Raw genomic sequence first — 25,312 nt, 5'->3', positions numbered from 1 at the left:
ACTTATTAATTTCGAGGTGTAATGCGCAATTCACTATTCAAGCGACCGCCAGTAATAGCCAATTCGCCTAAACGAGCGCCAGCACCTACAGTTGGAGGATAGAAGTTGATGTCTCTTGCTCTAAAAACACCCGAAGTTGTCTTTTGAGGATTGAACATCAAGGCAGCATTCACACCAAATTGTCCCGCACCATTTTGATCTTTACTAACAACCAATGCATTATTAAATGCAATTTTACCTGTCAAACGGTCTAAACCAAGTGTTGAACCATTATGAGGATCGGTAATTTGGAAGGTGTTATTGTCACCTTTCAGCTCTAATTCACCTACAAAAGTTAAGCTCTGACCATCTTCAGCAGCATTATTTGGAATTAAAGAAAAATCAACATCACCACCAAGACGTGATTTCACCACAAACATCACATCATCAGCTAAAGCAAAATTGTTGTCTGGTGATGAACTTCGCGTAGCACATCCTGCTGCTCCACTATTTAATTTACAGGTTTTATAAATGGTACCTGGCAGATATCCCGCAGCAACTTCTGTTGATAGAACAATCAACATATCGCGCAAGCTGACATTTACACTACCATTTTCTACGCCCATATTTCCTGTACCCTTCGCGTACAGATCAATATTACGTAAACCCATATAGTAATCTGTTGATGTTGCCGTATCTCCACTGCCTACCTTACCTCCATCAACCACTAAAATTGACGTGGTTTTATTACCTAGCGCTTGACCATTAGCTCGGTCTACCCCAGAGGTACTCATTGCAAAAGACAAACCAATTCTTGAGGTATTACCCGTTGTAGCAATCATGTTTTTAACAACATCGGAGCCTGCTAAAGTGTAATAAAAAGCTTGATCTGCACGAACTGATGTTCCATATAGAGCAAGATTGGCATTCAGATTATAAAAAGGCAGTGCCAAACCCCACTCATTTTTAACATTTGTATTCGCAAACAAGTTAGCTGCTGGTGTTCCTGCACTATTGGTAAAACGTCCACGGCGGGAAATAGACTGAAATTCAGCACCACGAATCGCAGCAATCAAGCTGTATGGATTATCACCTGTTACTGCATTATGAATTTGGTGCTGATAATCAGTTGCTAAGGTTAAATAACTTCCATTACCAAAACGACTTTTTTGGAACACTTCGTTTTCAGGTAAGCGCAGTGTTTTTGTATCGGCTAAATTGAGATACACATTACCACTGTCAAAAGATGCTCGAGTATTTGGTCTTAACCCTGTTAAGTTACTAAACTCAAAACCATATGCATTTAGACCTGCCCCACCAATTTCTAAAGTCGTTGCTTGTCCATCACTTCCGAGCATTGAATCATTGTCTTTGGTAAAGTCAGCTTTCATACGGAACCCGATTCCAGAATCACCAATTACACTATTACTGGATGAAGCCGTTGGACTATTGGCATTTCCTAGAACACTTTCATTGCCTTTTGTACCACGAAATTGCAACGATGAATTGACCATTCGCCCGCTGGCACCTACACGGATGAGTCCTTTAGCTCCTTGAGGATTATTTGTATTGCTATTTAAAGCATATGGGTCATTTGAACTCACGTTCTTATTCAACATCACTTCGATATTTAGACCCGAGTTTGTTGTTTCACCCTCTGCACCTGACTTACCATTGCCATAGGTTCCTGTGTTAATAAATCCTGCTTTTTTTGAAGCCGAATTTGCAACACGGTTTAAATCCACATAACCCAAATTATCATTAGGCGTACTACTCATACCTGCAATGTTATCTGTCGAACCTGTACGTGTGTTCGACTGCATTCTCAATCCCTCAACCTCATCCACAAAAATAGCACCACGTGCTTTGAAGTTGAAGTTGAAGTTGTTTAAAACAAGTTGGTTGAGTTGATTTCGTGCATCAGTCTGCCCTAAATAGATATTGGCATTTTTAATCCCTAGTGCGATTTCGCTAAGGTTCTCTTTGCTGAATAAGCCGTGAATCGTTCTAAGCGATAAATCAGTATTCGAAGTGGTTTGTAAAGCCAATTGACCCATTGAAAAACTACAACGGCTTGAGCTCTCATTATCACAAATTCTGAGATTATTCATGGTCACTAAAGCAGGTGTCACACTGGCATTGAAGTCTAACCCTGCTTGGTTCGCATTGCTTCCAGCGTTAATTTTAATGTCTGCCCCTAGTGTTTGATTAGATACATTACTTTTTCGAATAAAGACATTATCTGCTGTTGCCTGCAATGTATTATTGGTTGCTCCACTACTGCCACGACCTGCTTGATCTTGCCAATAGACCTGATCCATGTTGGCTTCAGTCAATGTTGTCGAGATATGAACACCATCTTGACCATTTACATTTCGCAAAGCTTCGTCATGCATCACTTCTAAAGCCATAGCATGACCACTTGCAAGCAAGATACTCAGGCTTAATGCATTCATAACCAGCAATGAGCTGTGATTATATTTTTTATTGTTCATCACATTTCCTTATGCATCTTAAATTTCAACAACGCTGGTGACTGCCGTCACAACCAAACATCATGACTTTACCCTGAACAGCTAAATTACCATTCATTTTTAAACCCATAAAACCAGTTTCTCGCCCATGGTCATATGCAGAACGAGGAGCATTAGATGAATCATAACGTGTCACTTGCAGGTAACCATAGTCAGCAGGACTTGTTCCTACACCCTCAGTGGTGGCATTACTGGTAAATTTATCCTGACCAAAAGCCAAAGCATCAAAACCAAAATTACGAATTTGAATTGGCTTAGATGCATCAAAGCTCAGTTGCATCGCTGCTTTAAGCTGATCAGTACCAGAATCATTTTTATAGCTGAGATCTACACCATCCAAGCCAATCTTTTGAATATTTAGAGTGCCCTGAATCCCTTTAAAAACAAGCCATAATTTAAAACCATCTGTACGACTTGCTTGACCATCTTTGATATAGCGATTATTGACAGCAAGCGCGAGACGACAATATTCCACATCCTTACACAGTGCATCATCAAACACATAACGTTGAACATTATTCTCAGTCACTAACTTTTGGTTTAAAGAAAGTTTTAATGAGAGATCAGCTCCAGCTTGTCCTTCAACATTTTTTAAAGCTTCATCTGACATGGGCTCAAGTGCATAAGTCATTGATGCTATAACACTGAATAGGACAGCGACTAATGAATTTTTCATGAATGCTCTCCTATAATCCTTTTGTGGTGATTTTCATATGCTGAATAAGAACACCATCAATGACCGCAGAACCCATATTTTTAAAATTTGACGGTGGCAATGCAGCATTAGGCGTTTGGGGAATTGGATTGACTGCACCAAAACTTATACCTACTGCATCTGATCCTTTATAAGCACTTAAAGTATTATTCTCAGCGTTATAAGAAGTACTTCCAATAGTGATACTGCTATGTGTTGCATTCGTCCCTTGATAGCCATTCAAACCATTGTTACCACATTTATAAAAGTTACAGGTTGAGCCCGCATATTCTGTCGAGTTTGGATTGCTATAATCTGTGTATATTTTTTTATAAATTTCAGGTTTATTTGGAATACGCGTGAGTTCCAAACTAAAGTTTTTACCATCAGAGCCTAGAATCAAAGGCTGATAGAGTGAACCCAATACGATATTGGCATTCAAATTCTGAATAAAGATACCCTCATTGGCATCAAATACTGGTGCCAGAGTATTGTTGATGGCAGGGGTTTGTAAATTAGGAGTGTCTGATGTTTCACGCGTACTCAGTCTAAGAATATTGGCTGTTTTATTCCCCGTCGTCAGATTTTGACCATCCCCTGAGTTCAAACGCACAAGTCCAGCAACACCCAAGGTGTTGTTATAAAATGCACTCATGCCTGCTTGGTTACTTGCACCATTTAAAGTTTGAAAGATTTTTATATTACTTCCATTAATGGAAAAATTATTCCAAATGGCCTGTAAACGAAGTCGATTAGCACGATCCGCATTACTCGTTCCTGCTTTTTCACCCAATTGGTAAAGTAGTGGATCCCCTTCTTTACGAGAAGGATCAAGCACAAAAGCATCCGCCCACATGGCCATCTTCAATCTGTAAGCATCAAGACCATTGGCTGCATCCGTAGGACGAACTGTGTCCATTAATGGAGCTTCAAGCGTCAAGAATGGAACCTGACAGCTAGGATCATTACTTATACATGTTTTATTTAAATCAAAATTTGGAACCTGATTTTCAGTACCGACTCGAAGTAGCCATGGATTGGTTGCTGTTCCCCATGATCCTATACGTGCATCTTTGTCTGTCGCAGCTAAGCGCGTATTGTGATTATTATCAGATTTAGATAATGCGAGACCATACACGAACAAATCAGCCTTACCCACGGAATGATCTTCTGACCCTACTGTTCCATTTTTATTGGTATCCAATGCCGCATCCGTTAAAGGACCCACTGGAATGAGATGAATATATCCGGTATCTTTTTGGCGATTCATTAAATCTGCCGCAGTTGAATTTTCCCCTTGAAAAACAAAATAAGCATCTTGAGGAATCATGGCGACACCCTCACCAGTCGTCGCACTTAAATTTTCATCCGAAAGAGGCTGCAATGCATAGACCGAAACCGTAGTAAGCGTCATTAAACTTGCAAGTAAAGTCTGATTAAATATGTTCGTATAATTAAGTGCCATCTCGACCTTCCCGTATACGATGCCTTGCACCATATTTATATTTTTAATTGTTCAGAGAAGAATTCCATTCTTCTCTTTTAATATTAAGATTACATCACAGTTTATAGTATATAAATGAAGTAGAATTTGCAAAAAATTGCGATTGGGTTGGCATTTTTTCCGATAAATGAATAAATTCATTTTTTCAAATACTTATAAAAAAAGCAAACTCATTGAGTTTGCTTTTTGCATGAAGTCTTACAATTCAATACTTAGGTTTTAGGTAAAGTTACACCTGTTTGACCTTGATATTTTCCACCTCGATCTTTATAAGATGTTTCGCACACTTCATCAGACTCAAAGAACAACATTTGAGCAACACCTTCACCAGCATAAATACGTGCAGGTAAATTGGTTGTATTTGAAAATTCCAAGGTCACATGACCTTCCCACTCTGGCTCAAGTGGCGTCACGTTTACAATAATACCGCAACGTGCATAGGTTGATTTACCTAAACACACCGTCAAGACATTACGTGGGATACGGAAGTATTCTACTGTACGAGCAAGTGCAAATGAGTTAGGTGGAATAATACACACGTCAGCTTCGATATCGATAAAACTTTTATCATCGAAATTTTTTGGGTCAACAATAGCAGAGTGAACGTTTGTGAACACTTTGAACTCACGCGCACAACGAACATCATAACCATAGCTTGAAACGCCATATGAAATGAGTTTTTGACCATTTTCGTCTAAACGAACTTGGTTTTCTGCATACGGTTCAATCATGCCGTGTTTTTCGCTCATTTCGCGAATCCAACGATCAGACTTAATTGCCATTTATTTATTCCCAGAATACATATTCAATTACTGCGCTGTACTTTAACTGAAAACCCCGTCAATGGAAATAACCCACGATTTGTATTCCTATTCAGTCTGCTGCGGTGAATCATCTTAAAGACTTAACAATGCCGAATAACTCATTGGAATTGAGAAACTCATCAGGACTAAGGATGCTGTTTTTTGCATATTGGACTGGTTTAACCATTTAATTTTATTATTGGCTAACAGCGACCCAATGAGTGTCCAAATAAAAGCGATGGGTAGGATCAATAAAATAAACATCAACATGTGCGCAATATAATAATCTACACTCACCCAAACAATTGCAGGGAAAATAGCCGAGGCAAAAAGCAAAGCTTTAGGATTGAGTAAAGTTGCACAGAATAATTCAGAAGCTTTGATGGTGGGCTGATTCAACTGATGTTCTACGTTGGCAGTGCGCCATAATTTGATGGCCAGATAGATAATATAGAATGAACTAAATAATTTTAATATCACTGGCAAAATTGGCAAATGAGTGGTGACACGACCAATTAAAAATCCCCATGCAGTGATGGCAATAAGATAGCCTAATGCTTCCGCGGGTATTAAGCGAAATGACTTTTTAATACCTACCTGTATGCCTGAAGATGCAAGTAAAGTATTGGTTGGTCCGGGTGTAAATAAAATCGTGGTAACCAACGCAATAAAGAGCCATGAAATCATAGGATGACCTCGCTGATAATGCGCTCAGATTAATCAGGATTATTTCAATTGGCAAAATATTATTTGTGTGAAAATTTCTCAAGAATGAAACACAATTTTTTTTGTAATATTTTTCATCAGGTTATTTTGTCATTTAAATTATAACTCTGAAGTCACACAATGTAATCGAAACGAAAAACATGATGTACTCTTGCAAAAATGCTTATAGCACGTTCTTCATCGATGAAATTCAGCATCACAGTCCATTCACGCTGTGATGCTGAGTTCAAGCATTAATTTGACTGTTGTTCAGCTCCTTGAACCTGAATATTTAAAGATTTCTTTTGGAATTCTTTAGGATAATCAACATAAGGAATAATGGCAGCAGAAGCTGTCGTTGACAGAATGAGAGAAATCATAACCATCTTCATTGCAGTGATTGAACGCATTCCTATACCCATATAACGTGAAATTTCACAAAATATTTCAGGTAGAAAAATTAGAGTAAATAATCCTAAAACGACGAACGGTCAACAAAAAAACTTGCCTAAGTCAGACTTAGACAGATTTAACATTGAGTCTTTTCAAATACTTAGAAAATCCGACTTTGATCTCTTTCAGCTTTAGGCAATGCAGCTGCAATCTTCTGTGCAATTTCAATATAACTATCTGCTGCATCATCACCAATCAATACAGATGGTTTACCTTCATCGGCATGCTCTCGGATTTTCGCATTCAATGGTAAACGTCCAAGTAATGGAATATCGTATTGTTCCGATAACTTATCGCCACCACCAGTACCAAAGATTTGCTCTTCATGGCCACAGTTTGAACAAATATGTGTCGACATATTTTCCACCACGCCCATCACAGGAATTTGAACACGGTTAAACAATTCAATACCTTTGGTCGCATCCATCAATGCGACATTTTGTGGTGTCGTCACGATCACTGCACCGGTCACTGGAATACGTTGTGCTAGAGTTAATTGAATATCCCCTGTTCCTGGTGGCATGTCGATCATTAATACATCAAGATCAGGCCAAAGGGTTTGGTTGAACAGTTGCATCAATGCGCCTGTTGCTTTTGGACCACGCCAAGCCACAGGAGTATTGTGATCTCCTGTCAGATGACCAATTGACAACACCGCCATACCAAAAGCATCCAACGGTACAAAATGTTCTGCCTCGATCATTGGGGTTTTACCGGCATTGCCAAGCATCGTTGGGATACTTGGACCATAGATATCTGCATCCAACACACCTACTTTCAGCCCGAGCTTTTGTAATGCCAAAGCTAAATTGACCGTAGTGGTTGATTTCCCTACACCACCCTTACCTGACGAAACTAAAATCACGTTCTGGATACGTGGATGCTTAGGTACATCACGTTGCTGTGGTGCAGCTTTTTGAATCGGTGCTTCTTCTTGTTGAGGTTGGTAATTCGCATTCGCTTGTTTTACCGCATCTTGGCTTGCAGATGCATCTACAACAGGAGGCAGATTGGATTTTGGGGCTTCGGCTTTTTTGCTTGAACAGCTTTCACCTGCTGCATGGTTGTGCCCACAACCACCTTGTTGTTGAGCATGACTTCCTGTTTTCTGCTGAATGACATGCATATTCAGCTCTTTAATCCCACACTTTTCCAAAGCATCAGCGAGTTCATCGTGAATTTGCTGTAACTGATCTTTTTCACTTGGCACGGTATTAATGGTAATTTGCAGTATATCACCTTCAACATTGACCTGTGTGATTCGATCTTTCACAAAATTGTCAGAATTCGGCAAAACGTAGTGTTGTAATACGTGTTGTACAGCCTCTTCATTCACCTCCTTTGAGGGTGAAAAAACAGATTTGAGTGAAGAAAGCCACGACATACCGTACTCCAAGTCTGGACAGAAACTGATAAAGGAATAGTTTAACGAGAAATATCAACAAGGTTAAGCAACAATATATTGATCCCCGTTTGATTAGAAATATGTTAGTCGAATTCCAACTGAATTAGTCAGCTTTTTTATTATTTTTATTGGCGTATTGCGAATGCTGTCATTGATAAGGGCTATAAACTTGATTTCACTGTTAAACACCTTGATTCATGTTGCAAGTGATTCATTCCTTCAACAAATACCAACACAATAGCGAATTTTTCACATTAAAATTGAAAAGAATATAAAACCAAGATAACACTTCGATATGTCTTTAAAACAAATAAATCTGAAACTTAAATTAAAAACACGCTCAATAAGTGCCTTAATGAGCGCAATGCTCCTTCTACCAATTTTAGGCTATGCCGCTAATGAATCCCGAAGTTTTCGTACTCCTTCAGGACAAATCATCAGCTTAGGTGACTCTTATGCAAAATTAAGCTCACACATGAAGCAGACGCCGACTTCAACATAACATTATGAATGGAAAGAAGAAAAAAATCGTTTTACGGCTTATAGCTATACCTACGAATTTCATGATCTGATTTACACCTTTACTGTGGTGAATAATGAAATTAGAAAAATCGAATGGATCAGAAAAAATTAAAAAAAAAGCTCATCTGATGATGAGCTTTTTTTTGATCAATTTACTTTTTCAGTTGATCAATTTTTTCTGATGCTTTTGCTTTAAGATCCGCAAATTTTTCACTCGCTTGATCTTTCAGGTCATGCAATTTATCTGCTGCTTGCTCTTTCAAATCTACCGCTTTATGTTTTAAATCATCTAAAGTTGAATGCGCTTCAGAAGAATTTTGCTGCGTGTCATGTTTTAGATCATTCAGTTTTTTTTCACCTTCAAGCTTGGCTTCTGCTGCACCATGCTTCACTTGATCCAATGCTTTCTCGCCTTTCAGCTCAGCTTCTTTCGCCTTCAATTTCAGATCATCGCCGAGTTCTGAAGCTTTGTTTTTTAAGTCATCAATTTTATTATTCGACATCTTCAATCCTCTTTATCGATTTGATAGTGAATCTTAGTTATATCGAAGATTTGCAGTGCTCATCGTAAATGTTTCGAATCACTACAATTTCTCACATGATGATGTAGAACAACACTACGCTGTAACTTTTGAGTTGAAAATGATGAATTTAGGAGCGAATATTCGACATAAAGTTCAATGCAGAAAACAACCAAATAAATAAAATAAAGCTTCGTGCTTGTGTGAAATGCTCGACATCCGTGCCATGCAAAATATTATGACGTGTCGCAGTCACATTCGAGCTTGAATCCATTTTATAAGCCGCGAGTTCTGCAAAGTATGGATTAAGCTCAATGGCAATCTTTGATTTATGCCAAAGGCTCTTAATTTCATTGCCTTTCAAACCCGGTACGATTTTGTAGACATCGACAAACTTGGTGCCGTTTTGTTTTAAGAATGCTTGTTGAATCAGTACATCTGTCAACAGCCCTTCCAACTGTGCATAGAGTAAAGGCACACAACCTGCATAACAGCCGAGTTTATACATTTTAAAGGCTTCAACAATCACAGGTCGCCGCGAGGCTTTATTCTGCTCATCGATCTGCATAGCATCGAAAGCGGTCAACACATCTTTTTGAAAAGCTTCAGTGTTAATAACATCAAGTAAGTTAAAACTTTGCACATCTTCGTAAGCATGAATTTGTTGCCAAAAATGCATCAGATTTAACGCATCATTGGCAACTTTCGAACCGACAGGTTGATCCAACTGATCGGCAAGTACATTAAAATATTCATCTTGCTGGGCAAGTTCACGTAAATGATTGACTAAAAGTGTATGTTCACCTTGTGAGATTTGATCAAGATAATCCTGTGCCTGATTAAGAATTTGCTTACCCAGAGTTGGTAAGCCCTGCACATTCGATTTGATGCGTTTTACAGGTTGCTCATCTTCATAATCATCAAAATCGTCATACATGGTCAAACACTCAGGTGAATAGCAGGATGTCTATTATCCCTGATAAGTCTGTAACAAAGTAGCCTTTCCACGTGCTCTAACTTTGTTAATAAATAAGAATTCATCAAAAGGCTTATGCAAGTCTCGCCTATCTCATGTAAAATTATCGCCCATTGCATAAAATACGAATGAGAGAGTCAGATCCGTGCGTAATATCTTAGTCACTAACGCCCTTCCATACGCCAATGGCCCGATCCATATGGGTCACTTACTCGGTTATATCCAAGCAGATATTTGGGTACGTGCGATGCGTGCAATGGGTCATAACGTGACTTATGTCTGCGCGGACGATGCTCACGGCACAGCAATTATGCTACGTGCTGAAGCCAACGGTATTACTCCAGAACAGCAAATTGCCAATGTACAAAAAGAACATGAGCGTGACTTTGCCGGCTTCAAGGTTGATTTCGATCATTACGATTCAACCAACAGCGCTGAAAACCAAGCTCGCGCTTCTGAGATTTATATTAAGAACCGTGAAGCAGGCAATATTGCGGTGCGCCCTGTAACGCAATTGTTTGACCCTGAAAAAGGCATGTTCTTATCAGACCGTTTTATTAAAGGCACCTGCCCGAAATGTAAAGCGGAAGATCAATACGGCGACTCATGCGAAGTCTGCGGCACAACCTACAACGCAACTGAATTACTCAATCCAAAATCGACTTTAAGCGGTGCGACTCCTGTTGAGAAATCTTCAGATCACTACTTCTTTAAACTACCGAACTTTGGTGAATATCTCCAAAAATGGACACGTGATGAAGGTCGTTTACCTGTATCGATTGCCAATAAACTTGATGAATGGTTTGAAGCAGGTTTGTCGGATTGGGATATTTCTCGTGATGCTCCTTACTTCGGTTTTGAAATCCCTGATGCTCCAAACAAATACTTCTATGTTTGGGTGGATGCGCCAATCGGCTATATGTCGAGCTTTGAAAATTACATCAAAACTAAACGTCCTGACTTAAGCTTTGATGACTATTGGAAAAAAGATTCTAAAAATGAGGTGTATCACTTCATTGGTAAAGACATTGTGTATTTCCACGCATTGTTCTGGCCTGCAATGCTTGAAGGTGCCAACTACCGTACACCGACAAGCCTATTCGTAAACGGTTTCTTGACTGTAAATGGTCAGAAGATGTCAAAATCTCGTGGTACGTTCATTAAAGCGGAAACGTATTTAGAGCATTTAAACCCTGAATATTTACGTTACTACTTTGCGTCTAAACTTTCTGACAAAGTTGAAGATTCTGACTTGAACCTTGATGATTTCGTTCAAAAAGTGAATTCTGACCTTGTTGGTAAAGTGGTGAACATCGCAAGTCGTTGTGCGAAATTCATTAACACGAAATTTGACAATAAATTGTCTGCTACATGTGCAGAGCCTGAATTGGTTCAAAGCTTTATTGATGCTGGTGATTCAATTGCGCAAGCATACGAATCACGTGAATTCTCAACTGCCATTCGTGAAATCATGGCGCTTGCAGATAAAGCCAACCAATACATCGATGAGAAAAAGCCTTGGGCTTTAGCGAAGATTGAAGGTGAAGAACAACAAGTTCATGATGTGTGTTCAGTGGGTATTAACCTATTCCGTCAATTGGCGGTGTACCTTGCGCCTGTATTGCCAACATTGGCAGAACAAGTTCAAGCGTTCTTACAGCTTGACAGCTTCAACTTTGAATCTCGTAAGCAAATTTTGGTTGCACACGAAATCACATTGTTCCAACCATTGATGCAACGTGTAGATCCAAAAGCTGTGGCTGCGATGGTGGATGCATCTAAAGATTCTTTAGCTGCACCTGCGGAAGCACCAAAAGCTGAAAAGAAAAAAGAGAAAGCCAAAGAGAAGAAAGCTGAGCCGAGAGTAGGCGAAGCTGAAATTATTAATATTGATGATTTTATGAAAGTTGATCTTCGTGTTGCTGAAGTTCTCGAAGCGGCTCACGTTGAAGGTTCTGATAAGCTTTTACAACTCACTTTAAATGTCGGTGAAGCTGAACCACGTAATGTGTTTAGCGGTATTCGTGAGTTCTACAAACCTGAAGACTTAAAAGGCAAATTGGTGGTGATGGTGGCGAACCTTGCACCACGTAAGATGCGTTTTGGTATTTCAAACGGTATGGTTTTAGCTGCGGGTAATGGCGACGGCGTTTGGGTGATTTCACCTGAATCTGGTGCTAAACCGGGTGATAAAGTGTCTTAATTGTTAGATTAAGATAAGAAGAAGCCTCTACTGATGTAGGGGCTTTTTAATTAAATAAAGCAAGCTTTGGAAAATTCTTTACACCAGTTAAATGCTTCTGTAAATGTCTGATTCATCTCTAGCGGATCTAAACTTCCAATATTATCATTATCATAGAATATTCCATATTCACCATCTTCATAAAATAGAGCCTTAGGGAACTCCAATTTATTAAATATATTATATTTATTTTCAAAATAATTCTCTCTATAGACTTTTATGAAATTATATAGAGAAGAATCAGAAATTTTTATAAACCTATCATCTGCTTGGTATTTTATACTAGCTAGAAGGCTTTTTACTTCAACTTCAGCATCTCTCATTATTTTAGAATATGATAACCCTATACTATTTAAGATTTTATCTACGTCACGAATAACCTCTTTTTTTGAGTTATATACCTTATTTATTGCAACATAATTCAAAAGAAAAAATAATATTCCTCTATTTCTAGATTTTAATCCTTTAATTATATTTTCATTAAACTCCGTGCTATTTGTATCAAATTTAAGATATGTCAATTTATCAAAATTTTCATCTGTACAATTTAATGATATTTCAATGAGAACCTCACAAATATTTAAAATCTGGACACCAAATGGACACCTAATTTTATTAGCAACCAGATGAAAACATGATGAATATTCTGTCAACTCCCTGTTGTACAGGGTATCAGCAAAATATTTATCTAGTTTATCACTATGAATTTTTCTAACTTTAGGATCCTTAATTAATTTAATATAATCTAAAGTAGTATAAATCTCTTGGATTACTGCTGAGCATTCTAAAAGAGTTACCAAGCTTACAGGTGTTCGAGCAAATGGTTCTCTTTTTGAATTGAAGTATCGAGCAAATAAAATAGTAAAATTTGAAGGTTTTCCTTCATGGTCAAATGCTTTTCCAATAGTTGGTATCAATTGCCAATTTTTATCTACAATAATTTCAGAATGTTGCAAAGAGTAATATTTTGGATATTTAATACTTAAGAAGTTTTTATAAAATAGCTTAGCTTTAAAATACTCAGTACATTCTGGATTTAAGTTTTGAGGAATATTTCTAACCTCATACGCTTCTCGCATTTGCTTTAAAAATTTCACCCCCCATAATGTACTTGTCGCATCTAAGAAGTGTTGATATTCATGATTTATAAGTCTATGAGACTCATAAATTTTTGCTAACTCCATGATATTTTGACTATCCACTACATATTGTTTATCCTGTATTTTTTTCACAATATTACTATTAAGTTCGAAAAAATCTATACATAGCGTTGTGAAATCATATGTTGCGACAGTATCTACATCTGAAAGGATATTTAATGAGCTCATATTTCCCCTATAAGTTTTTTAATTTAAAAATAAGTTTAATTTTTTTCGCTTCACATTATACAAATTTTAATCAAAAGTATTAAAAATGATGATTATCTAAAGCTTATATATTCCTATGAAAACTTTAAAACCCCTATTCCTCACACTCGCTCTAAGCACCACAGCCATCACAACTTAAGCAGTTAAACCAACAATTATCCCAACGCAAAAACAAGTCGTTGGCTACTAACAACATCAATTGAGTAATACCCAAATTAATGGCACCGATTGATGTCAAATGTTAAAACATTAAAAAAGCCTCTATCAATTAGAGGCTCTTATTTCAGCTAGAAAAAGAATCAATCTACTGCAATCATCACTTTCATCGCATTTTCATCTGCCGCATGCTTAAACACATCATAGGCTTTTTTAAACTCAGCAAACTTAAACTGGTGCTTCCTCAACTTTTCTAACGGCAATTTGCTCGAACAACAAGTTTTCAGCGACATGCCTATATCCCTCACCCCGACTCTCTCCCATAGGGAGAGGGGGAACGCATTACTATAATAATTTCGTGCAGTTCCCTCTCCTTTTAGGAGAAGGTTAGGGAGATCATTTTATAAAACAACTATAATTATGATAAAAAAGAAGTAATCCTTTAAAATCTAAAAGAAGCCTATGAAAACTTTAAAAACCCTATTCCTTGCACTCACTCTAAGTACCACATCTTTCACCACTCAAGCAGTTGAACCAACAATCATCCCAATACAAAAACAAGTCGCTGGCTACTACCATCATCAAATCGGCAATACCCAAATCACCGCCCTACTCGATGGTACAAACTACTTAAACCCATCTATGTTTAAAGGCTTAAGCGACAGCGAGAAAACTGAAATTCTAAAGAAATACGCTGCGGTGAACGACAAAGGCATCCAAACCTCAGTCAATGCCTTTCTCATCAATACAGGTAATCAGCTTTTAATGGTCGACAGCGGTGCTGCAAGCTGCTTTGGCGCACACTTAGGTTCAATCTATAACAACCTCAAAGCATCGGGCTATCAGCCTACGCAAGTGAATGGTATCTTCCTCACTCACTTACACCCTGACCATGTGTGTGGTATTTCAAACAACGGCGTAGCGAATTATCCAAATGCAACGCTGCATATTGCCAAAACTGAATACGATTACTGGATGAGTCCAAATACCGTTAAAAAACTACCAAAAGAGAAACAAGCCGGTTTCCTAGGTACAGTAGAAAAGATTAAAGTTGCTCTTACACCGTATGAAAAAGCCAAAAAGATTAAAGTCTTTTCAGATAAGTCATTAGCCTTTGGTGATGTGCAATTTAAACCATCTTTTGGTCACACCCCAGGACATTACAGCTTTAAACTCAAAACTCCTGAGCAAGACGTGGTATTTATTGGTGATATTGTACATTCGCATACTTTGCAGTTCGACAAACCCGAAACTGCTATCGAATTCGATATTGATCCAAAAGCAGCCGTAGAAACACGCTTAAAACACTTTGCTGAATATGCTAAAAACGGACAGCTGATTGCGGCACCGCATTTACCATTCCCGGGGCTTGGGCACATTTATTCCAAAGATGGACAAAGCTACCAATGGATACCGGTTCACTTTAAAGATTAAACTAAAGTCACGTAATGGTTGAAATTTCAAGTATTATTATTTAAAGTTCCCTCGCTTAAAAACGGGGGTAAACTAATGAAAAAATTATTAATTTCAATTATCGCAGCAACTTCAGTATTGGCGACAGGGTGTTCAGTTCGTATGGCTGATATGACTGTTGCTTCAACTAAAAACTATAATCTCAACTCTAATCAGTTCGTGAAAGGTGAACGTGTAACAGGTGAAGATAAGGTCCCAGTTGTCTTGTTCCCTTTAGGGGTTCCAAACTTTAAAACTGCTGTAGATCGTGCTATTGAAAAAAACCGTTGCGCTGTGGCTCTTTCTGATGTGGTGATCACTCAATTGAATCAAGCATTCATTGTTGGTCAAATTGGTTATCGTGTAGAAGGTACACAAGTAATTGACCGTTCACAGCCTGAATGTAAGAAATAAGATTTTAAAAAAGCCTCTAATACGTTTAGAGGCTTTTTTATGGGCATATTTAAATCAAAAATTAGGTGTCTAAATTTACGTTCTGTCTTCGGTCGATATATTCAACATAACCTCGCCCCTTACGTTCAGTTCCATTCAGCAAACCACTCCACTGATAAGAACTCACATAACCTGCAGCTAAACCATAACAATATTCCGTATCTGCCACCGCAAGAATATCTAACACTTTCTCACCTTGATGATGTGCAATCCATCTGAAAGACTGAGGCACCTCCATTTCAAAACCGTCAGGTGTTATTTTCGGATCAGGCTTTAATGCGATCACTTGAAAAGCAACCTCACCATCATATTGAATAGAAGTACCATCAATATGGCGATAAGACACGGCGGTATAAGTAGGTTCACCTGCAAAACCGATATAGGCCAAGACCAATTGTGACTCATCATCTATGTTGATGACTTGATAACTAAAACTGTCTAAAGGCACCAATCCTGTGGTCGGTTTAATGGGACTCGGCAACATTGAGCTTGAGACTGCTTTCCAATGTTCCAGTGTACATAACCCTTTAACTTCAACACGTTTTCCATGTTGGGTCAAATGACCGTCATATTGCATCAATACACTAAAGTGCTGATATAACATGCTATGTGCAAACCACGTAATGGCAGGCGTTGGGGTTAACCAAAGATCAACTTGCAGATCATCACGTTCAGATACTAGATGATAACTCCCTTCAATTTCAGCAAGGAAAGATTCTCGACCAAACTCAACCTTAAATGGCTTTTGATGAAATACAATGTCGTCTTGAATATTATAAATGCGAAAGGCTTCTTCATCTGTCGATAAGGCTGTTCCATGAACCAAAGTAGCGGTATTTTCAGGACTAAGGCCAGAAATCGACTTGGGTAAATGCGTTATCTTCGCACCGACATCACCAATGACAGAAGCATAGGACAGATATCGAAAAGGCTCTGGCAAATCTGGAATCATAATTCCATAATGCGTACTCGCGAATTGACGATGAAAAACATGCGCGTCTAAATTATATTCGCGCGGTAAAAGTGCTTGTTCTTCTGGCTCTACTGCACCCAAAAGGTTTTTGGCCATTTGACCCAATTGATAGTAGAACTTTTGTTGTAGACTTTTATTTTTTGAATGGCTACTGAGGAGAGAATACATAACAAACTCACAAACAATGAGAGATGTTTACACCCTAAACAACCTCTCCTCAGTTCTTTATAGCTGATCAGGACTGGCAAATGTGAATTCAGGTCAGATCATAAAAATTGTTAGACAAGATTAAAAATGTGATCTACTTCACACCAAAAATCAATTTCAATCCGAGCACAGACATCACAATGCCCGCACCACGATCAAATACTTTCTTAAATTTTAAATACACCGCACGCGGTTTTTCCGCTGATAATGCAACCGCCACCAACGAGCACCAACCAGCATCGATAAAAAAGCAGAGCATTGGTAACACAAAGTAAAAATACAACGGAATCTCTTTGGGTAATAAAGCTGTGAAAATACTGGCAAGTACAATGGCAATTTTAGGATTCGACAGTTGAGTAATTAAGCCTGTGGTAAATGCACGTCGTAAACTCATCGGATACGATGTAGAATGATTAGCTTCGATTGGATCTTTGGCATGTTTGATAATTTTATATGCCAAAAACAATAAATATAATCCACCGCAGATTTTCAAAGCCAAATATGCTGAAGGCACTGCAAGTAAGAATGCCTGTAAGCCTAATACTGCCAATAAACCAAAAATCGCAGCACCGAGACCAGTTCCTAGTGCAGTAAATAAACCATGTTTACGCGAAATAGCGATTGAATTTTTAGCGACATAGATTGAAGTCGGCCCCGGACTCATTGCGCCCAGTAAAAGTGCTGCTGCAATCGAACCTAAAATCCAAATTGATTCCACATTAATTCCATAGTAGATGATTGATTTATCGCGTTATTCTACTTGGAAGCCTTATGAATATTTCCCTAATTATTTGAGTGATTTTTTGAAATATTAAAATTATTCACTATTTATATTATTATTTTTAGCGAATTAGTTTACTGTATAAATTAAATACAATTGATTTTATAAAAATAGCCAAGTCATGCTAATCATCATCTGACAGTGCTTCATTATATGCAGTTTCGTGCGGAGACAGACGATAGTCCCTTTCCTGTACAGGTACGCCAGCAATAATCATACTTCGTGCTTCAGTTTTTGGTTTGTTTAGAAAATCCTGCTCACAGCCTAAGGCCGTTAAAATAAACAAACCCAATAATAAAATGGATAGAGATTGCTTCATGCCACCCTCCCAAAATTCCGTTTTCTTTCAGATTAGCACTTTTGATTATTTTTTAAACATATTTTTTCACTGTTTTTCAATTTATCCGAGTAAGAGCTAAGATTCGAAATCCGCTATACTCTTAAAAAACCAAATTCTCGCACTATGTTTGATACGATAGCCCAACAGGTTCAAGATCAGGAAATTTCTTTAAACGGTTTAAACATCACCGTTCGCCGTTTAGACCAAATTCATCCACATATCTCTGGAAATAAGTTTTATAAACTGAAATACAATTTTATTGAGGCAAAACGTCAAGGCTTTGGGAATGTAATGACCTTTGGTGGTGCTTATTCAAATCATATTGCCGCCACAGCGTTTGCTGCGCATCAATTTGGCTTTCAGTCTATTGGGATCATTCGTGGTGAAGAACTCAAGAACTCAGCCCGCAATCACACCCTCGCCACCGCAGAACGTTTCGGTATGGTGCTGCATTTTATCTCGAGAGAAGCATATCGACAAAAAAATGATCCTGAGTTTTTAGCTCACTTAGCGCAACGCTTTCCTGAAAGTTATCTAATTCCAGAAGGTGGCACCAACTCGCTTGCCATTCAGGGCACTCAAGAAATTTTAAAAGATGCTGATCAAACTTATGACTTCATTTGTTGTGCTGTCGGAACAGGCGGTACGATTTCAGGATTGATTGAGCGCAGTTTAAACCATCAAAGAATTATTGGATTTTCTGCATTAAAAGGCAATTTTCTGAATGATGAAGTAAAACTACTAACGGGTAAAAACAACTGGCATATCACGGATGATTATTGCTTCGGAGGCTATGCCAAAATCCAACCCGAACTGATTCAATTTATTGAAAAGTTTGAATATGAATACCGTATTCCACTTGAACAAGTCTATACCGGAAAAATGATGTTTGGCATTCATGATCTTATACAACAAAACTATTTCCCTAAAAACGCTAAAGTTTTAGTCATTCATTCAGGCGGGCTTCAAGGTCGAACGATTTAGTTGATCTTCATCCTGCTTCTGTTCGCTTGAATTAATCCGATAATGCTCAGTTCATCGTAATTTACCGTTATAATTGCGCTGTTTCGTTTTTTGATTATTTTCATGTCTTCCAAGCAATACGATGTTTTAGTAATAGGTGCGGGTGCATCTGGTTTAATGACCGCATATATGGCTGCTCAACGTGGGCGTCGTGTCGTGGTGGTTGAAAAAGCCAATAAAGTGGGGAAAAAAATTCTCATGTCAGGTGGAGGTAAATGTAACTTTACCAATCTGTATGTTGAGCCTGACAACTATATTTCTCATAACCCGCATTTTGTTATCTCAGCACTCACCCGTTATACCAATTGGGATTTCATTGGCTTGGTCTGCGAATATGGCATTGAATACGAAGAACGTAAACACGGTCAGCTCTTTACCCTTAACGGCGCGAAAGAAATCTTAGCCATGTTACTTGCTGAGTGTGACAAAACTGGTCTAGTCGACATCAAAACCAGTTGCGAGGTGAAAGCCGTCAACGCCCTTGAGGAGCACGGTTTTCAGGTGGCAACCAATTTAGGTTTTTTTGAAGTTGAATCTGTCGTGGTCGCATCTGGTGGTCTCTCAATTCCGACGCTTGGTGGCTCAGGCATTGGCTATGAGATTGCTAAACAATTTGGACACTATGTTTATCCAACTCGTGCAGGTCTAGTCCCCTTTACTTTTTCTGATGGTTTCAAAGAAGTGACGACACGACTTAGTGGCAATGCTGTTGAAGTGACATTAAGCAATCATCTCAATAGCTTTACTGAAGCACTCTTGTTTACGCACCGTGGTTTAAGTGGTCCAAGTTCCTTACAACTCTCAAACTATTGGGATGTCGGTCAAAGTTTTAAAGTCGACTTTTTACCAAGTATCGATCTCTTGAATTTTTTTAAAACTAAAAAACAAAATCAACCTAAAGTGTTACTTCGCACCTTACTCGCTGAACACTTACCGAAGAGTGTCGTAGTTGAATTACAACAGTTGATTTGGATGGATCAAGCTGAAATATCAATCGGGAATATCAGTGATGAGAAGCTAGAGGCGATTGCCCAGCGCCTTCACGCATTTGAAGTTAAACCTTCTGGGACTGAAGGTTACCGTACGGCTGAGGTGACTTTAGGTGGAGTTGATACCACTGAAGTTTCCTCAAAAACAATGGAAAGTAAAAAGCAAAAAGGGCTTTTCTTCGTCGGAGAAATACTCGATGTAACGGGCCATTTAGGTGGATTTAACTTTCAATGGGCTTGGTCATCTGCACATGCTGCATCTGAGTATGTCTAATTAACAACAAGTATTGTTCATTTTGTAATTAAAGGGGCATCCTTCGCCCTCTTTGAATATCGTCCCTATTGATCAATCGAATGCTTCATTATTCATTTATCTTTTCTAAAAGCAGAATTTATGAGGGTCTTTGGGCATTGGTATCAGTTGAATCAAGCATTTGTGTGGTTGGATCTGTTACTGCATCATCAATAGATGGTGTATTGAGTCTGTTGTTTTCAGTAGCTTTTGAATTTGCAAAAACAAAGCGGTAAGCGCTTGCTAAAAAACCCACGGTGATACCTGCAATCACTATTGGGGCGAATAATTTATTAAATTTCTTACTCATAATTTTTACTCTTTTTCATGAGGATCAGCCAAACCATGCTGACTGATCCCGACACAAATTTACATGTTATTTAAGGTCATTTTTAGGCTGTGTATTTTGATCTGACTCCCCTGTAGATCCATAAGGATTATTCAATGGTTGAGTTGGCGCTTCTACATCAATTTGCGTTGGTGGAATATCTTCATCTTGATATTCTTCCGCAACAGTTGAAGCATCCATTTGCTCAGTAAGTGGTGGCGTGACTTGTTCAGGCTGATTTGGTCTTGGCTTATTCGCGTCAGATTTCGCTTTATCGATTAAGTCAGTCAACAATCGCTCTGCAGGTTGGCGACCACCTAGACCAAATGCAAGTGCAAAAGCGACAGCAACCGCTCCAAGTGTTAATCCAAAGGCTAAATTTACGATCGAGTCAGCGATTCCCATTGCACGCAAGCCCATTGCCACGACTAAACCAATGATCAGTACTCGGACAAGATTCGCTAACCAATGTGCGCTATTGGTCTCACCACGTTTCACCACATTGGCAACTAGATTTGCTAGCCAGAAACCAATGACGAGGATAACTGCACCTAAAAGTACATTCGCTCCGAAATAAATGAACATCGCAATCAAATCACTAATTTGATCGAAGCCCAAACGATTCGCAGCTTCAGACACCGCAAAGAGCATGGTGAAGAATACAATCAAATGACCGACAACTTTTGATATTTTGGTTTGACCCAAAAATCGTTGCATATCGAGCTTTTGAGGAATGTTATCAACACCTGTCCCAGCGATCACTTCAACCACAAGATTAGATACGAAACGTGAGACCACATAAGCAATGATCAGGATTAAACCTGCTGCGATGATATGTGGAATTGCATTCATGATTTCATACAACATAGCCGTTGCTGGTTGTGAAATCGCGTCTACACCCAAAGCCTCAAACGCAATAATCAGTGAAGTAATGATGACTAAAGCAAATACAAATGATCCTAATAGCTTAGGCAGATTAGAATTTTTAAAAACTCCGACTTTTTCAGCTTGCTGTTGGACATTCAAACTTGAAAGTAGCCCTTCGACAATACCGCGTACAATTTTTGCCAAAATGTAACCAACAAATAAAATCACACCTGCCATAAAGATATTCGGCAAGTAGGCAACGGCTTCAGTCACCATATTCTGAACTGGATATAACAAACCATTTAAGCCCAAAATAGACAGCACGATCGGTAAGAACAGCAATAAAATGAGCCAATAAACAATTTCACTGATATTTTGGCTAAATGAGCTCACACCAACGTCTTGACTGAGCTTTTCATCCAATTGTGTACGACTGAGTAGTCGAGTTAATCCAACTTTGACCAAATTGGCTACGATCCATCCAATAAAACCAACTGCTACTGCAGCCAATAATTGTGGGATAAATAGTAAGAATTGTTGAACCATATTACTAAAAGGACCACTCACACTGGTCAGGTTTAAAACGTTGAGTGAACCGATAACAGCAATAATGAGGATCAGCCAGAAAACGACTCTGGAGATGATATTTTCTATATTTGAGCGATGTCCTGTCGCGCTACTTAATTTTTGATTGGTATTTAATTTTGCAAGTACCTTCTTAACCCCTGCGGCAACGATTAAAGCGATGATCCATCCTATGAGTAAAATGGCCACTGCAGCAATAATTGGTTGGAATTGCTCCCAATAATACATTGCATCAAAGCCCCCAGTTCGAGTGAAGCCGTTATATTCATCATTCATTGGTTACGCCTCTTCTTATGTTAAGTGTTCTGAATTACGATTGATTTAATTCTTTTCCCTAGATCATTTTTCGATCGCGTCATCACACCATAAATTTCGAATATTTTTTAATCAACTCAAAGCATCATAAATACAACACATTGTTGCAAATCAAGAAAAAACCCAGCCGAAGCTGGGTTTAAACGTGAAAAGTGTAGTGGTTTATTGATCGTTTGCGACCGCAGTAACGGTATTATCCACTGCTGAATCTGTTGCCGTTGCTGTATCTGCATTATCTTGAGTTGCAGGAATAGTCGTATCAGCAGGAATTTGACCTGGTGTTGGATCACGATCAGCGAGCATATAGAAAATGAAGGCTGCTAAAAAAATACCAACGATAATCAGAATATACACTGGGATCTTACTTTTCTTCTTTTGATCATTATGGGTCGGATGATTGGATTGATCTACCATGATGCCCCTCTTATGTATTTTGATGATTTTTATACTAGCAATCTATCATGTTGTTTTGTGTGAAAAAACATTATCAATTCGTACCGATCAAAGCACATGAGCTGTGATGCAAAATAGAGTATAATATGCACCCTCCTCATTTTTATTGTCGATCTGTATGACCTATCGCCGACAAAGTGTCTCTTTAGATTTAGACACAGATGTCACTCATGCCTGTTCTTTGCATCATACCCGTGATGGGCATTTGATTGGAATTATTGAGTTTACGAAACCAAGCTATGTGCTGAAGTGGGGTGACTTAGAGTATTTCCGCCGTCGCACTGAAGAGTTTTCGGTGATGCCCTTTCCTGAATGTGTCAACGGCATGATCATCGACATTCGTAACATCGCTTGCTTCTTAGATAATGAAGTGCCCATTATTCCTTGGCGTTTACTCGAGGAAGAATGCCCAATTCGTTTAGTGGTTCCACACGATCGTTTGGAACATTATGCAGGTTTATTTGAACCGACTTGGCTCACGAGCGATGTCGATACTGCGATTCAAGAGATTCGTCAATTTATGGATATGTTTGTCCATTAAGTATGTCGCATAGTATTCCTATGTAATTTAGAAAAAAACCTCCGAGATGGAGGTTTTTTTGTGCCTCAATTCCCTCTCCTCGTAGGATAGGGTGATTTGGACTTACCAATAGTTCTCTACCGCAATATTTCCTTCACCACGACGATTCATGGTCAGGCCACGTGCTTTCAGAGCCTCTTTTGTATCTTCAACCATTTGGGGATTCCCACACAGCATGATATGTGACGTTTGCGGATTAAAATCGACACCTACGGTTTTCTCTAACGCTCTATTTTCGATTAATACTGGCAATCGATCATGCAATGGCGCATTTGGATCACGTGTAATAATTGGCACAAATTTAAATCCTGTATGACCTTCACCAAAGGTATCCGCGACTTCCTGAATTCGGTCTACGTAAGCCAATTCGCTTGCTGTCCTCACACTGTAAACCAAATGAATATTTTTATATTTTTGCCATACTTCAAAGTCTTGCAACATAGAAATAAATGGTGCGAGCCCCGTGCCTGTCGCCAATAACCACAGGTCATTTGGCATAGGTAATTGGTAACGTGCTAAAGTCAAAAATCCATAAGGAATCTTTTCCAAATAAAGTTCATCGCCGACTTTGAGATGTTGTAAATTTGATGTAAAAGCACCATCTGGTACAACAATTGAAAAGAACTCTAAAGTTTCATCAAAAGGCGATGAAACGACAGAATACGCACGTACCACCAAATCATCGCCAACTTTCAAACCAATACGCGCGAACTGCCCTGCGGTAAATTTAAAATGTGCGGGACGCGTCATGGTAAAGCTAAATAAAGTGTTGGTCCAACGATGTACAGAAAGGACTTTTTCTACGCTAAATTTTTCAATTGACATAATTTCTACGTGGCATGACAGACTGCGCTCATGGTAGCATGACAATATAATTTATTAATATTTTTTCACATTAAGGCTTCATTCATGCGCATGACATTACGCCAACTGGCTGTTTTCGTAGCTGTCGCTCAAGAGGGTACGGTAACTAAAGCAAGTGATGCTGTACGACTCACACAAAGTGCTGCAAGTATGGCGTTAGCAGATCTTGAAGATGGTCTCGGTGCACCATTATTTGATCGCTTAGGAAAACGATTACAACTGAATGACTTGGGTCGTTTTTTACTTCCACAGGCGCTTGAAATTTTAGGTCGATGTGAATCATTTGAACAAGCGGCAAAAGGCGAGCTTCAAAGTATTGATCTCCGTATTGGGGCGACTTTGACCATTAGTGATTATTTGATGCCTGATTTAATGGCTGATTTTCTTCAATTACAACCACAAGCACATTTGCAACTTCAAGTGGGCAATACGCGTCAAATGATTGAAGCTGTTAATCAATTCCAACTTGATTTAGCCCTTATTGAAGGTTCATGTCACTTACCTCAATTACAATCGATCCACTGGCGTGATGATGAGCTTGCTGTGTGTTGCTCACCAGACCATCCTTTGGCGAAATTAGACCGCCCTCTGACCATTGAAGACTTTAAACAGGCTGAATGGATTTTACGTGAAGAAGGTTCAGGGACTCGTGAAGTCTTTGACAACGCAATCCTGCAAGACTTACCGAATGCCAATATTCGTTTAACTTTGGGTCATAATGAAGCTATTTTGAAAATTGTTGCTGGTGGTTTAGGCATGTCATGTATTTCAAAATTAGCTATTGAACCATTAAGAGAAAAAGAGCAACTGGTGATTTTAGAAACGCCGTTCTGGCAACTCACACGTCCTTTATTTATGTTAGTACACCGTCAAAAATATCAAGGACCTGGTTTAAAAGCCTTTATGAAATTCTGTAATGCTTAATAAAAAAAAGCTCCTCATAGGAGCT

26 protein-coding genes are annotated in these 25,312 nt (G+C 38.7%); 8 read left to right on the top strand and 18 right to left on the bottom strand.

Annotated features, from left to right (window positions below):
- Positions 1-5: 5 nt before the first annotated feature.
- From BMW42_RS07650 to apbC, 7 genes are all read right to left on the bottom strand, one after another.
- Positions 6-2,474: a DUF6160 family protein gene (locus BMW42_RS07650; protein ID WP_092766970.1), complete on the bottom strand. Its 2,469-nt coding sequence runs from the start codon at positions 2,472-2,474 to the stop codon at positions 6-8.
- A gap of 25 nt (positions 2,475-2,499) precedes the next feature.
- A complete protein-coding gene (locus BMW42_RS07645) occupies positions 2,500-3,189 on the bottom strand; it encodes a hypothetical protein (protein WP_092766969.1) in 690 nt (229 codons plus the stop codon).
- A gap of 10 nt (positions 3,190-3,199) precedes the next feature.
- On the bottom strand, positions 3,200-4,672 hold the full coding sequence (locus BMW42_RS07640; protein ID WP_092767028.1) for a hypothetical protein: 1,473 nt from the start codon (positions 4,670-4,672) through the stop codon (positions 3,200-3,202).
- Between the two features lie 251 nt (positions 4,673-4,923).
- Complete coding sequence (dcd, locus tag BMW42_RS07635; RefSeq protein ID WP_004694514.1) at positions 4,924-5,493, bottom strand: dCTP deaminase; 570 nt, start codon at positions 5,491-5,493, stop codon at positions 4,924-4,926.
- Positions 5,494-5,607: 114 nt separating this feature from the next.
- Positions 5,608-6,201, bottom strand: a complete 594-nt coding sequence (locus BMW42_RS07630) for a LysE family translocator (protein ID WP_035269555.1) — start codon at positions 6,199-6,201, stop codon at positions 5,608-5,610.
- A gap of 272 nt (positions 6,202-6,473) precedes the next feature.
- Positions 6,474-6,629 carry a hypothetical protein gene (locus BMW42_RS14730; RefSeq protein WP_171260693.1) on the bottom strand — a complete coding sequence of 52 codons (156 nt, stop codon included), beginning with the start codon at positions 6,627-6,629 and terminating at the stop codon, positions 6,474-6,476.
- A gap of 143 nt (positions 6,630-6,772) precedes the next feature.
- The gene (gene apbC, locus BMW42_RS07625; RefSeq protein ID WP_092766968.1) at positions 6,773-8,056 is read right to left on the bottom strand and encodes an iron-sulfur cluster carrier protein ApbC; all 1,284 of its coding nucleotides are present in this window, start codon (positions 8,054-8,056) and stop codon (positions 6,773-6,775) included.
- Between the two features lie 376 nt (positions 8,057-8,432).
- Between apbC and BMW42_RS14725 the strand changes: the two genes are divergently transcribed.
- Positions 8,433-8,579, top strand: coding sequence for a hypothetical protein (locus BMW42_RS14725; RefSeq protein WP_171260692.1), 147 nt, complete (start codon positions 8,433-8,435; stop codon positions 8,577-8,579).
- Between the two features lie 172 nt (positions 8,580-8,751).
- Here the strand turns inward: BMW42_RS14725 and BMW42_RS07615 are convergent, their stop codons facing one another.
- On the bottom strand, positions 8,752-9,102 hold the full coding sequence (locus BMW42_RS07615; RefSeq protein ID WP_092766966.1) for a hypothetical protein: 351 nt from the start codon (positions 9,100-9,102) through the stop codon (positions 8,752-8,754).
- A 148-nt stretch (positions 9,103-9,250) separates the two neighbouring features.
- Complete coding sequence (locus BMW42_RS07610) at positions 9,251-10,057, bottom strand: hypothetical protein (RefSeq protein WP_092766965.1); 807 nt, start codon at positions 10,055-10,057, stop codon at positions 9,251-9,253.
- 184 nt (positions 10,058-10,241) lie between these two features.
- On the opposite strand from BMW42_RS07610, the gene metG reads away from it, so the two are divergent.
- Positions 10,242-12,299 carry a methionine--tRNA ligase gene (gene metG, locus BMW42_RS07605; protein ID WP_092766964.1) on the top strand — a complete coding sequence of 686 codons (2,058 nt, stop codon included), beginning with the start codon at positions 10,242-10,244 and terminating at the stop codon, positions 12,297-12,299.
- Between the two features lie 50 nt (positions 12,300-12,349).
- Here metG and BMW42_RS07600 read toward each other — a convergent pair whose 3' ends face one another.
- Together BMW42_RS07600 and BMW42_RS07595 are read right to left on the bottom strand one after the other, a co-directional pair.
- Positions 12,350-13,666, bottom strand: a complete 1,317-nt coding sequence (locus BMW42_RS07600; protein ID WP_092766963.1) for a hypothetical protein — start codon at positions 13,664-13,666, stop codon at positions 12,350-12,352.
- Between the two features lie 338 nt (positions 13,667-14,004).
- Positions 14,005-14,154 carry a hypothetical protein gene (locus BMW42_RS07595; protein WP_322853433.1) on the bottom strand — a complete coding sequence of 50 codons (150 nt, stop codon included), beginning with the start codon at positions 14,152-14,154 and terminating at the stop codon, positions 14,005-14,007.
- Between the two features lie 169 nt (positions 14,155-14,323).
- Here BMW42_RS07595 and BMW42_RS07590 point away from each other — a divergent pair, with 169 nt between their 5' ends.
- Both BMW42_RS07590 and BMW42_RS07585 read left to right on the top strand, forming a co-directional pair.
- Positions 14,324-15,295 (top strand): MBL fold metallo-hydrolase, encoded by a 972-nt coding sequence (locus BMW42_RS07590; protein ID WP_092766962.1) that lies wholly within the window; start codon positions 14,324-14,326, stop codon positions 15,293-15,295.
- A gap of 75 nt (positions 15,296-15,370) precedes the next feature.
- On the top strand, positions 15,371-15,727 hold the full coding sequence (locus tag BMW42_RS07585) for a hypothetical protein (protein WP_035267298.1): 357 nt from the start codon (positions 15,371-15,373) through the stop codon (positions 15,725-15,727).
- A 61-nt stretch (positions 15,728-15,788) separates the two neighbouring features.
- On the opposite strand, the gene BMW42_RS07580 is transcribed toward BMW42_RS07585, so the two are convergent.
- The 3 genes from BMW42_RS07580 to BMW42_RS07570 form a co-directional block, all read right to left on the bottom strand.
- On the bottom strand, positions 15,789-16,907 hold the full coding sequence (locus tag BMW42_RS07580; RefSeq protein WP_092766961.1) for a DUF6670 family protein: 1,119 nt from the start codon (positions 16,905-16,907) through the stop codon (positions 15,789-15,791).
- Between the two features lie 133 nt (positions 16,908-17,040).
- The gene (locus tag BMW42_RS07575; protein ID WP_092766960.1) at positions 17,041-17,664 is read right to left on the bottom strand and encodes a LysE family translocator; all 624 of its coding nucleotides are present in this window, start codon (positions 17,662-17,664) and stop codon (positions 17,041-17,043) included.
- A 187-nt stretch (positions 17,665-17,851) separates the two neighbouring features.
- Entirely contained in the window at positions 17,852-18,046 is a 195-nt protein-coding gene (locus tag BMW42_RS07570) for an NF038215 family lipoprotein (protein WP_092766959.1), read from the bottom strand.
- Between the two features lie 144 nt (positions 18,047-18,190).
- Here BMW42_RS07570 and BMW42_RS07565 point away from each other — a divergent pair, with 144 nt between their 5' ends.
- Complete coding sequence (locus tag BMW42_RS07565) at positions 18,191-19,051, top strand: 1-aminocyclopropane-1-carboxylate deaminase/D-cysteine desulfhydrase (RefSeq protein WP_092766958.1); 861 nt, start codon at positions 18,191-18,193, stop codon at positions 19,049-19,051.
- A 102-nt stretch (positions 19,052-19,153) separates the two neighbouring features.
- Positions 19,154-20,353: an NAD(P)/FAD-dependent oxidoreductase gene (locus tag BMW42_RS07560; protein ID WP_092766957.1), complete on the top strand. Its 1,200-nt coding sequence runs from the start codon at positions 19,154-19,156 to the stop codon at positions 20,351-20,353.
- Between the two features lie 118 nt (positions 20,354-20,471).
- Here the strand turns inward: BMW42_RS07560 and BMW42_RS07555 are convergent, their stop codons facing one another.
- The 3 genes from BMW42_RS07555 to BMW42_RS07545 all read right to left on the bottom strand — a co-directional run bounded on the left by BMW42_RS07555 (position 20,472) and on the right by BMW42_RS07545 (position 22,880).
- Positions 20,472-20,681 (bottom strand): hypothetical protein, encoded by a 210-nt coding sequence (locus BMW42_RS07555; protein WP_092766956.1) that lies wholly within the window; start codon positions 20,679-20,681, stop codon positions 20,472-20,474.
- Positions 20,682-20,747: 66 nt separating this feature from the next.
- The gene (locus BMW42_RS07550) at positions 20,748-22,427 is read right to left on the bottom strand and encodes a mechanosensitive ion channel (RefSeq protein ID WP_092766955.1); all 1,680 of its coding nucleotides are present in this window, start codon (positions 22,425-22,427) and stop codon (positions 20,748-20,750) included.
- A 201-nt stretch (positions 22,428-22,628) separates the two neighbouring features.
- Positions 22,629-22,880, bottom strand: coding sequence for a hypothetical protein (locus BMW42_RS07545; RefSeq protein ID WP_092766954.1), 252 nt, complete (start codon positions 22,878-22,880; stop codon positions 22,629-22,631).
- A gap of 157 nt (positions 22,881-23,037) precedes the next feature.
- Between BMW42_RS07545 and BMW42_RS07540 the strand changes: the two genes are divergently transcribed.
- Positions 23,038-23,460 carry a hypothetical protein gene (locus BMW42_RS07540; protein ID WP_035267287.1) on the top strand — a complete coding sequence of 141 codons (423 nt, stop codon included), beginning with the start codon at positions 23,038-23,040 and terminating at the stop codon, positions 23,458-23,460.
- A gap of 102 nt (positions 23,461-23,562) precedes the next feature.
- On the opposite strand, the gene BMW42_RS07535 is transcribed toward BMW42_RS07540, so the two are convergent.
- Positions 23,563-24,324 (bottom strand): ferredoxin--NADP reductase, encoded by a 762-nt coding sequence (locus BMW42_RS07535; RefSeq protein WP_035267285.1) that lies wholly within the window; start codon positions 24,322-24,324, stop codon positions 23,563-23,565.
- Positions 24,325-24,408: 84 nt separating this feature from the next.
- Here BMW42_RS07535 and gigC point away from each other — a divergent pair, with 84 nt between their 5' ends.
- Positions 24,409-25,287: a LysR family transcriptional regulator GigC gene (gene gigC, locus BMW42_RS07530; protein ID WP_092766953.1), complete on the top strand. Its 879-nt coding sequence runs from the start codon at positions 24,409-24,411 to the stop codon at positions 25,285-25,287.
- The last annotated feature ends 25 nt before the right edge of the window (positions 25,288-25,312 follow it).

This window comes from Acinetobacter sp. DSM 11652 (assembly GCF_900109815.1).
Taxonomy (GTDB): Bacteria; Pseudomonadota; Gammaproteobacteria; order Pseudomonadales; family Moraxellaceae; genus Acinetobacter.
The sequence above is the reverse complement of the archived record's forward strand: the minus strand, read 5'-3'. Positions and strand labels throughout refer to the sequence as shown.

Bases quoted from the DNA above. Each gene is read 5' to 3' on its own strand.
- gigC (WP_092766953.1), top strand. From the start codon at position 24,409: ATGCGCATGACATTACGCCAACTGGCTGTTTTCGTAGCTGTCGCTCAA.
- BMW42_RS07630 (WP_035269555.1), bottom strand. From the start codon at position 6,201: ATGATTTCATGGCTCTTTATTGCGTTGGTTACCACGATTTTATTTACA.
- BMW42_RS07550 (WP_092766955.1), bottom strand. From the start codon at position 22,427: ATGAATGATGAATATAACGGCTTCACTCGAACTGGGGGCTTTGATGCA.
- BMW42_RS14730 (WP_171260693.1), bottom strand. From the start codon at position 6,629: ATGCGTTCAATCACTGCAATGAAGATGGTTATGATTTCTCTCATTCTG.
- BMW42_RS07535 (WP_035267285.1), bottom strand. From the start codon at position 24,324: ATGTCAATTGAAAAATTTAGCGTAGAAAAAGTCCTTTCTGTACATCGT.
- BMW42_RS07640 (WP_092767028.1), bottom strand. From the start codon at position 4,672: ATGGCACTTAATTATACGAACATATTTAATCAGACTTTACTTGCAAGT.
- BMW42_RS07570 (WP_092766959.1), bottom strand. From the start codon at position 18,046: ATGAAGCAATCTCTATCCATTTTATTATTGGGTTTGTTTATTTTAACG.
- BMW42_RS07565 (WP_092766958.1), top strand. From the start codon at position 18,191: ATGTTTGATACGATAGCCCAACAGGTTCAAGATCAGGAAATTTCTTTA.
- BMW42_RS07645 (WP_092766969.1), bottom strand. From the start codon at position 3,189: ATGAAAAATTCATTAGTCGCTGTCCTATTCAGTGTTATAGCATCAATG.
- BMW42_RS07615 (WP_092766966.1), bottom strand. From the start codon at position 9,102: ATGTCGAATAATAAAATTGATGACTTAAAAAACAAAGCTTCAGAACTC.
- BMW42_RS07585 (WP_035267298.1), top strand. From the start codon at position 15,371: ATGAAAAAATTATTAATTTCAATTATCGCAGCAACTTCAGTATTGGCG.
- BMW42_RS07650 (WP_092766970.1), bottom strand. From the start codon at position 2,474: ATGAACAATAAAAAATATAATCACAGCTCATTGCTGGTTATGAATGCA.
- BMW42_RS07560 (WP_092766957.1), top strand. From the start codon at position 19,154: ATGTCTTCCAAGCAATACGATGTTTTAGTAATAGGTGCGGGTGCATCT.
- BMW42_RS07600 (WP_092766963.1), bottom strand. From the start codon at position 13,666: ATGAGCTCATTAAATATCCTTTCAGATGTAGATACTGTCGCAACATAT.
- apbC (WP_092766968.1), bottom strand. From the start codon at position 8,056: ATGTCGTGGCTTTCTTCACTCAAATCTGTTTTTTCACCCTCAAAGGAG.
- BMW42_RS07580 (WP_092766961.1), bottom strand. From the start codon at position 16,907: ATGTATTCTCTCCTCAGTAGCCATTCAAAAAATAAAAGTCTACAACAA.
- BMW42_RS07545 (WP_092766954.1), bottom strand. From the start codon at position 22,880: ATGGTAGATCAATCCAATCATCCGACCCATAATGATCAAAAGAAGAAA.
- dcd (WP_004694514.1), bottom strand. From the start codon at position 5,493: ATGGCAATTAAGTCTGATCGTTGGATTCGCGAAATGAGCGAAAAACAC.
- BMW42_RS07595 (WP_322853433.1), bottom strand. From the start codon at position 14,154: ATGTCGCTGAAAACTTGTTGTTCGAGCAAATTGCCGTTAGAAAAGTTG.
- BMW42_RS07610 (WP_092766965.1), bottom strand. From the start codon at position 10,057: ATGTATGACGATTTTGATGATTATGAAGATGAGCAACCTGTAAAACGC.
- BMW42_RS07540 (WP_035267287.1), top strand. From the start codon at position 23,038: ATGACCTATCGCCGACAAAGTGTCTCTTTAGATTTAGACACAGATGTC.
- BMW42_RS07555 (WP_092766956.1), bottom strand. From the start codon at position 20,681: ATGAGTAAGAAATTTAATAAATTATTCGCCCCAATAGTGATTGCAGGT.
- BMW42_RS14725 (WP_171260692.1), top strand. From the start codon at position 8,433: ATGAGCGCAATGCTCCTTCTACCAATTTTAGGCTATGCCGCTAATGAA.
- BMW42_RS07590 (WP_092766962.1), top strand. From the start codon at position 14,324: ATGAAAACTTTAAAAACCCTATTCCTTGCACTCACTCTAAGTACCACA.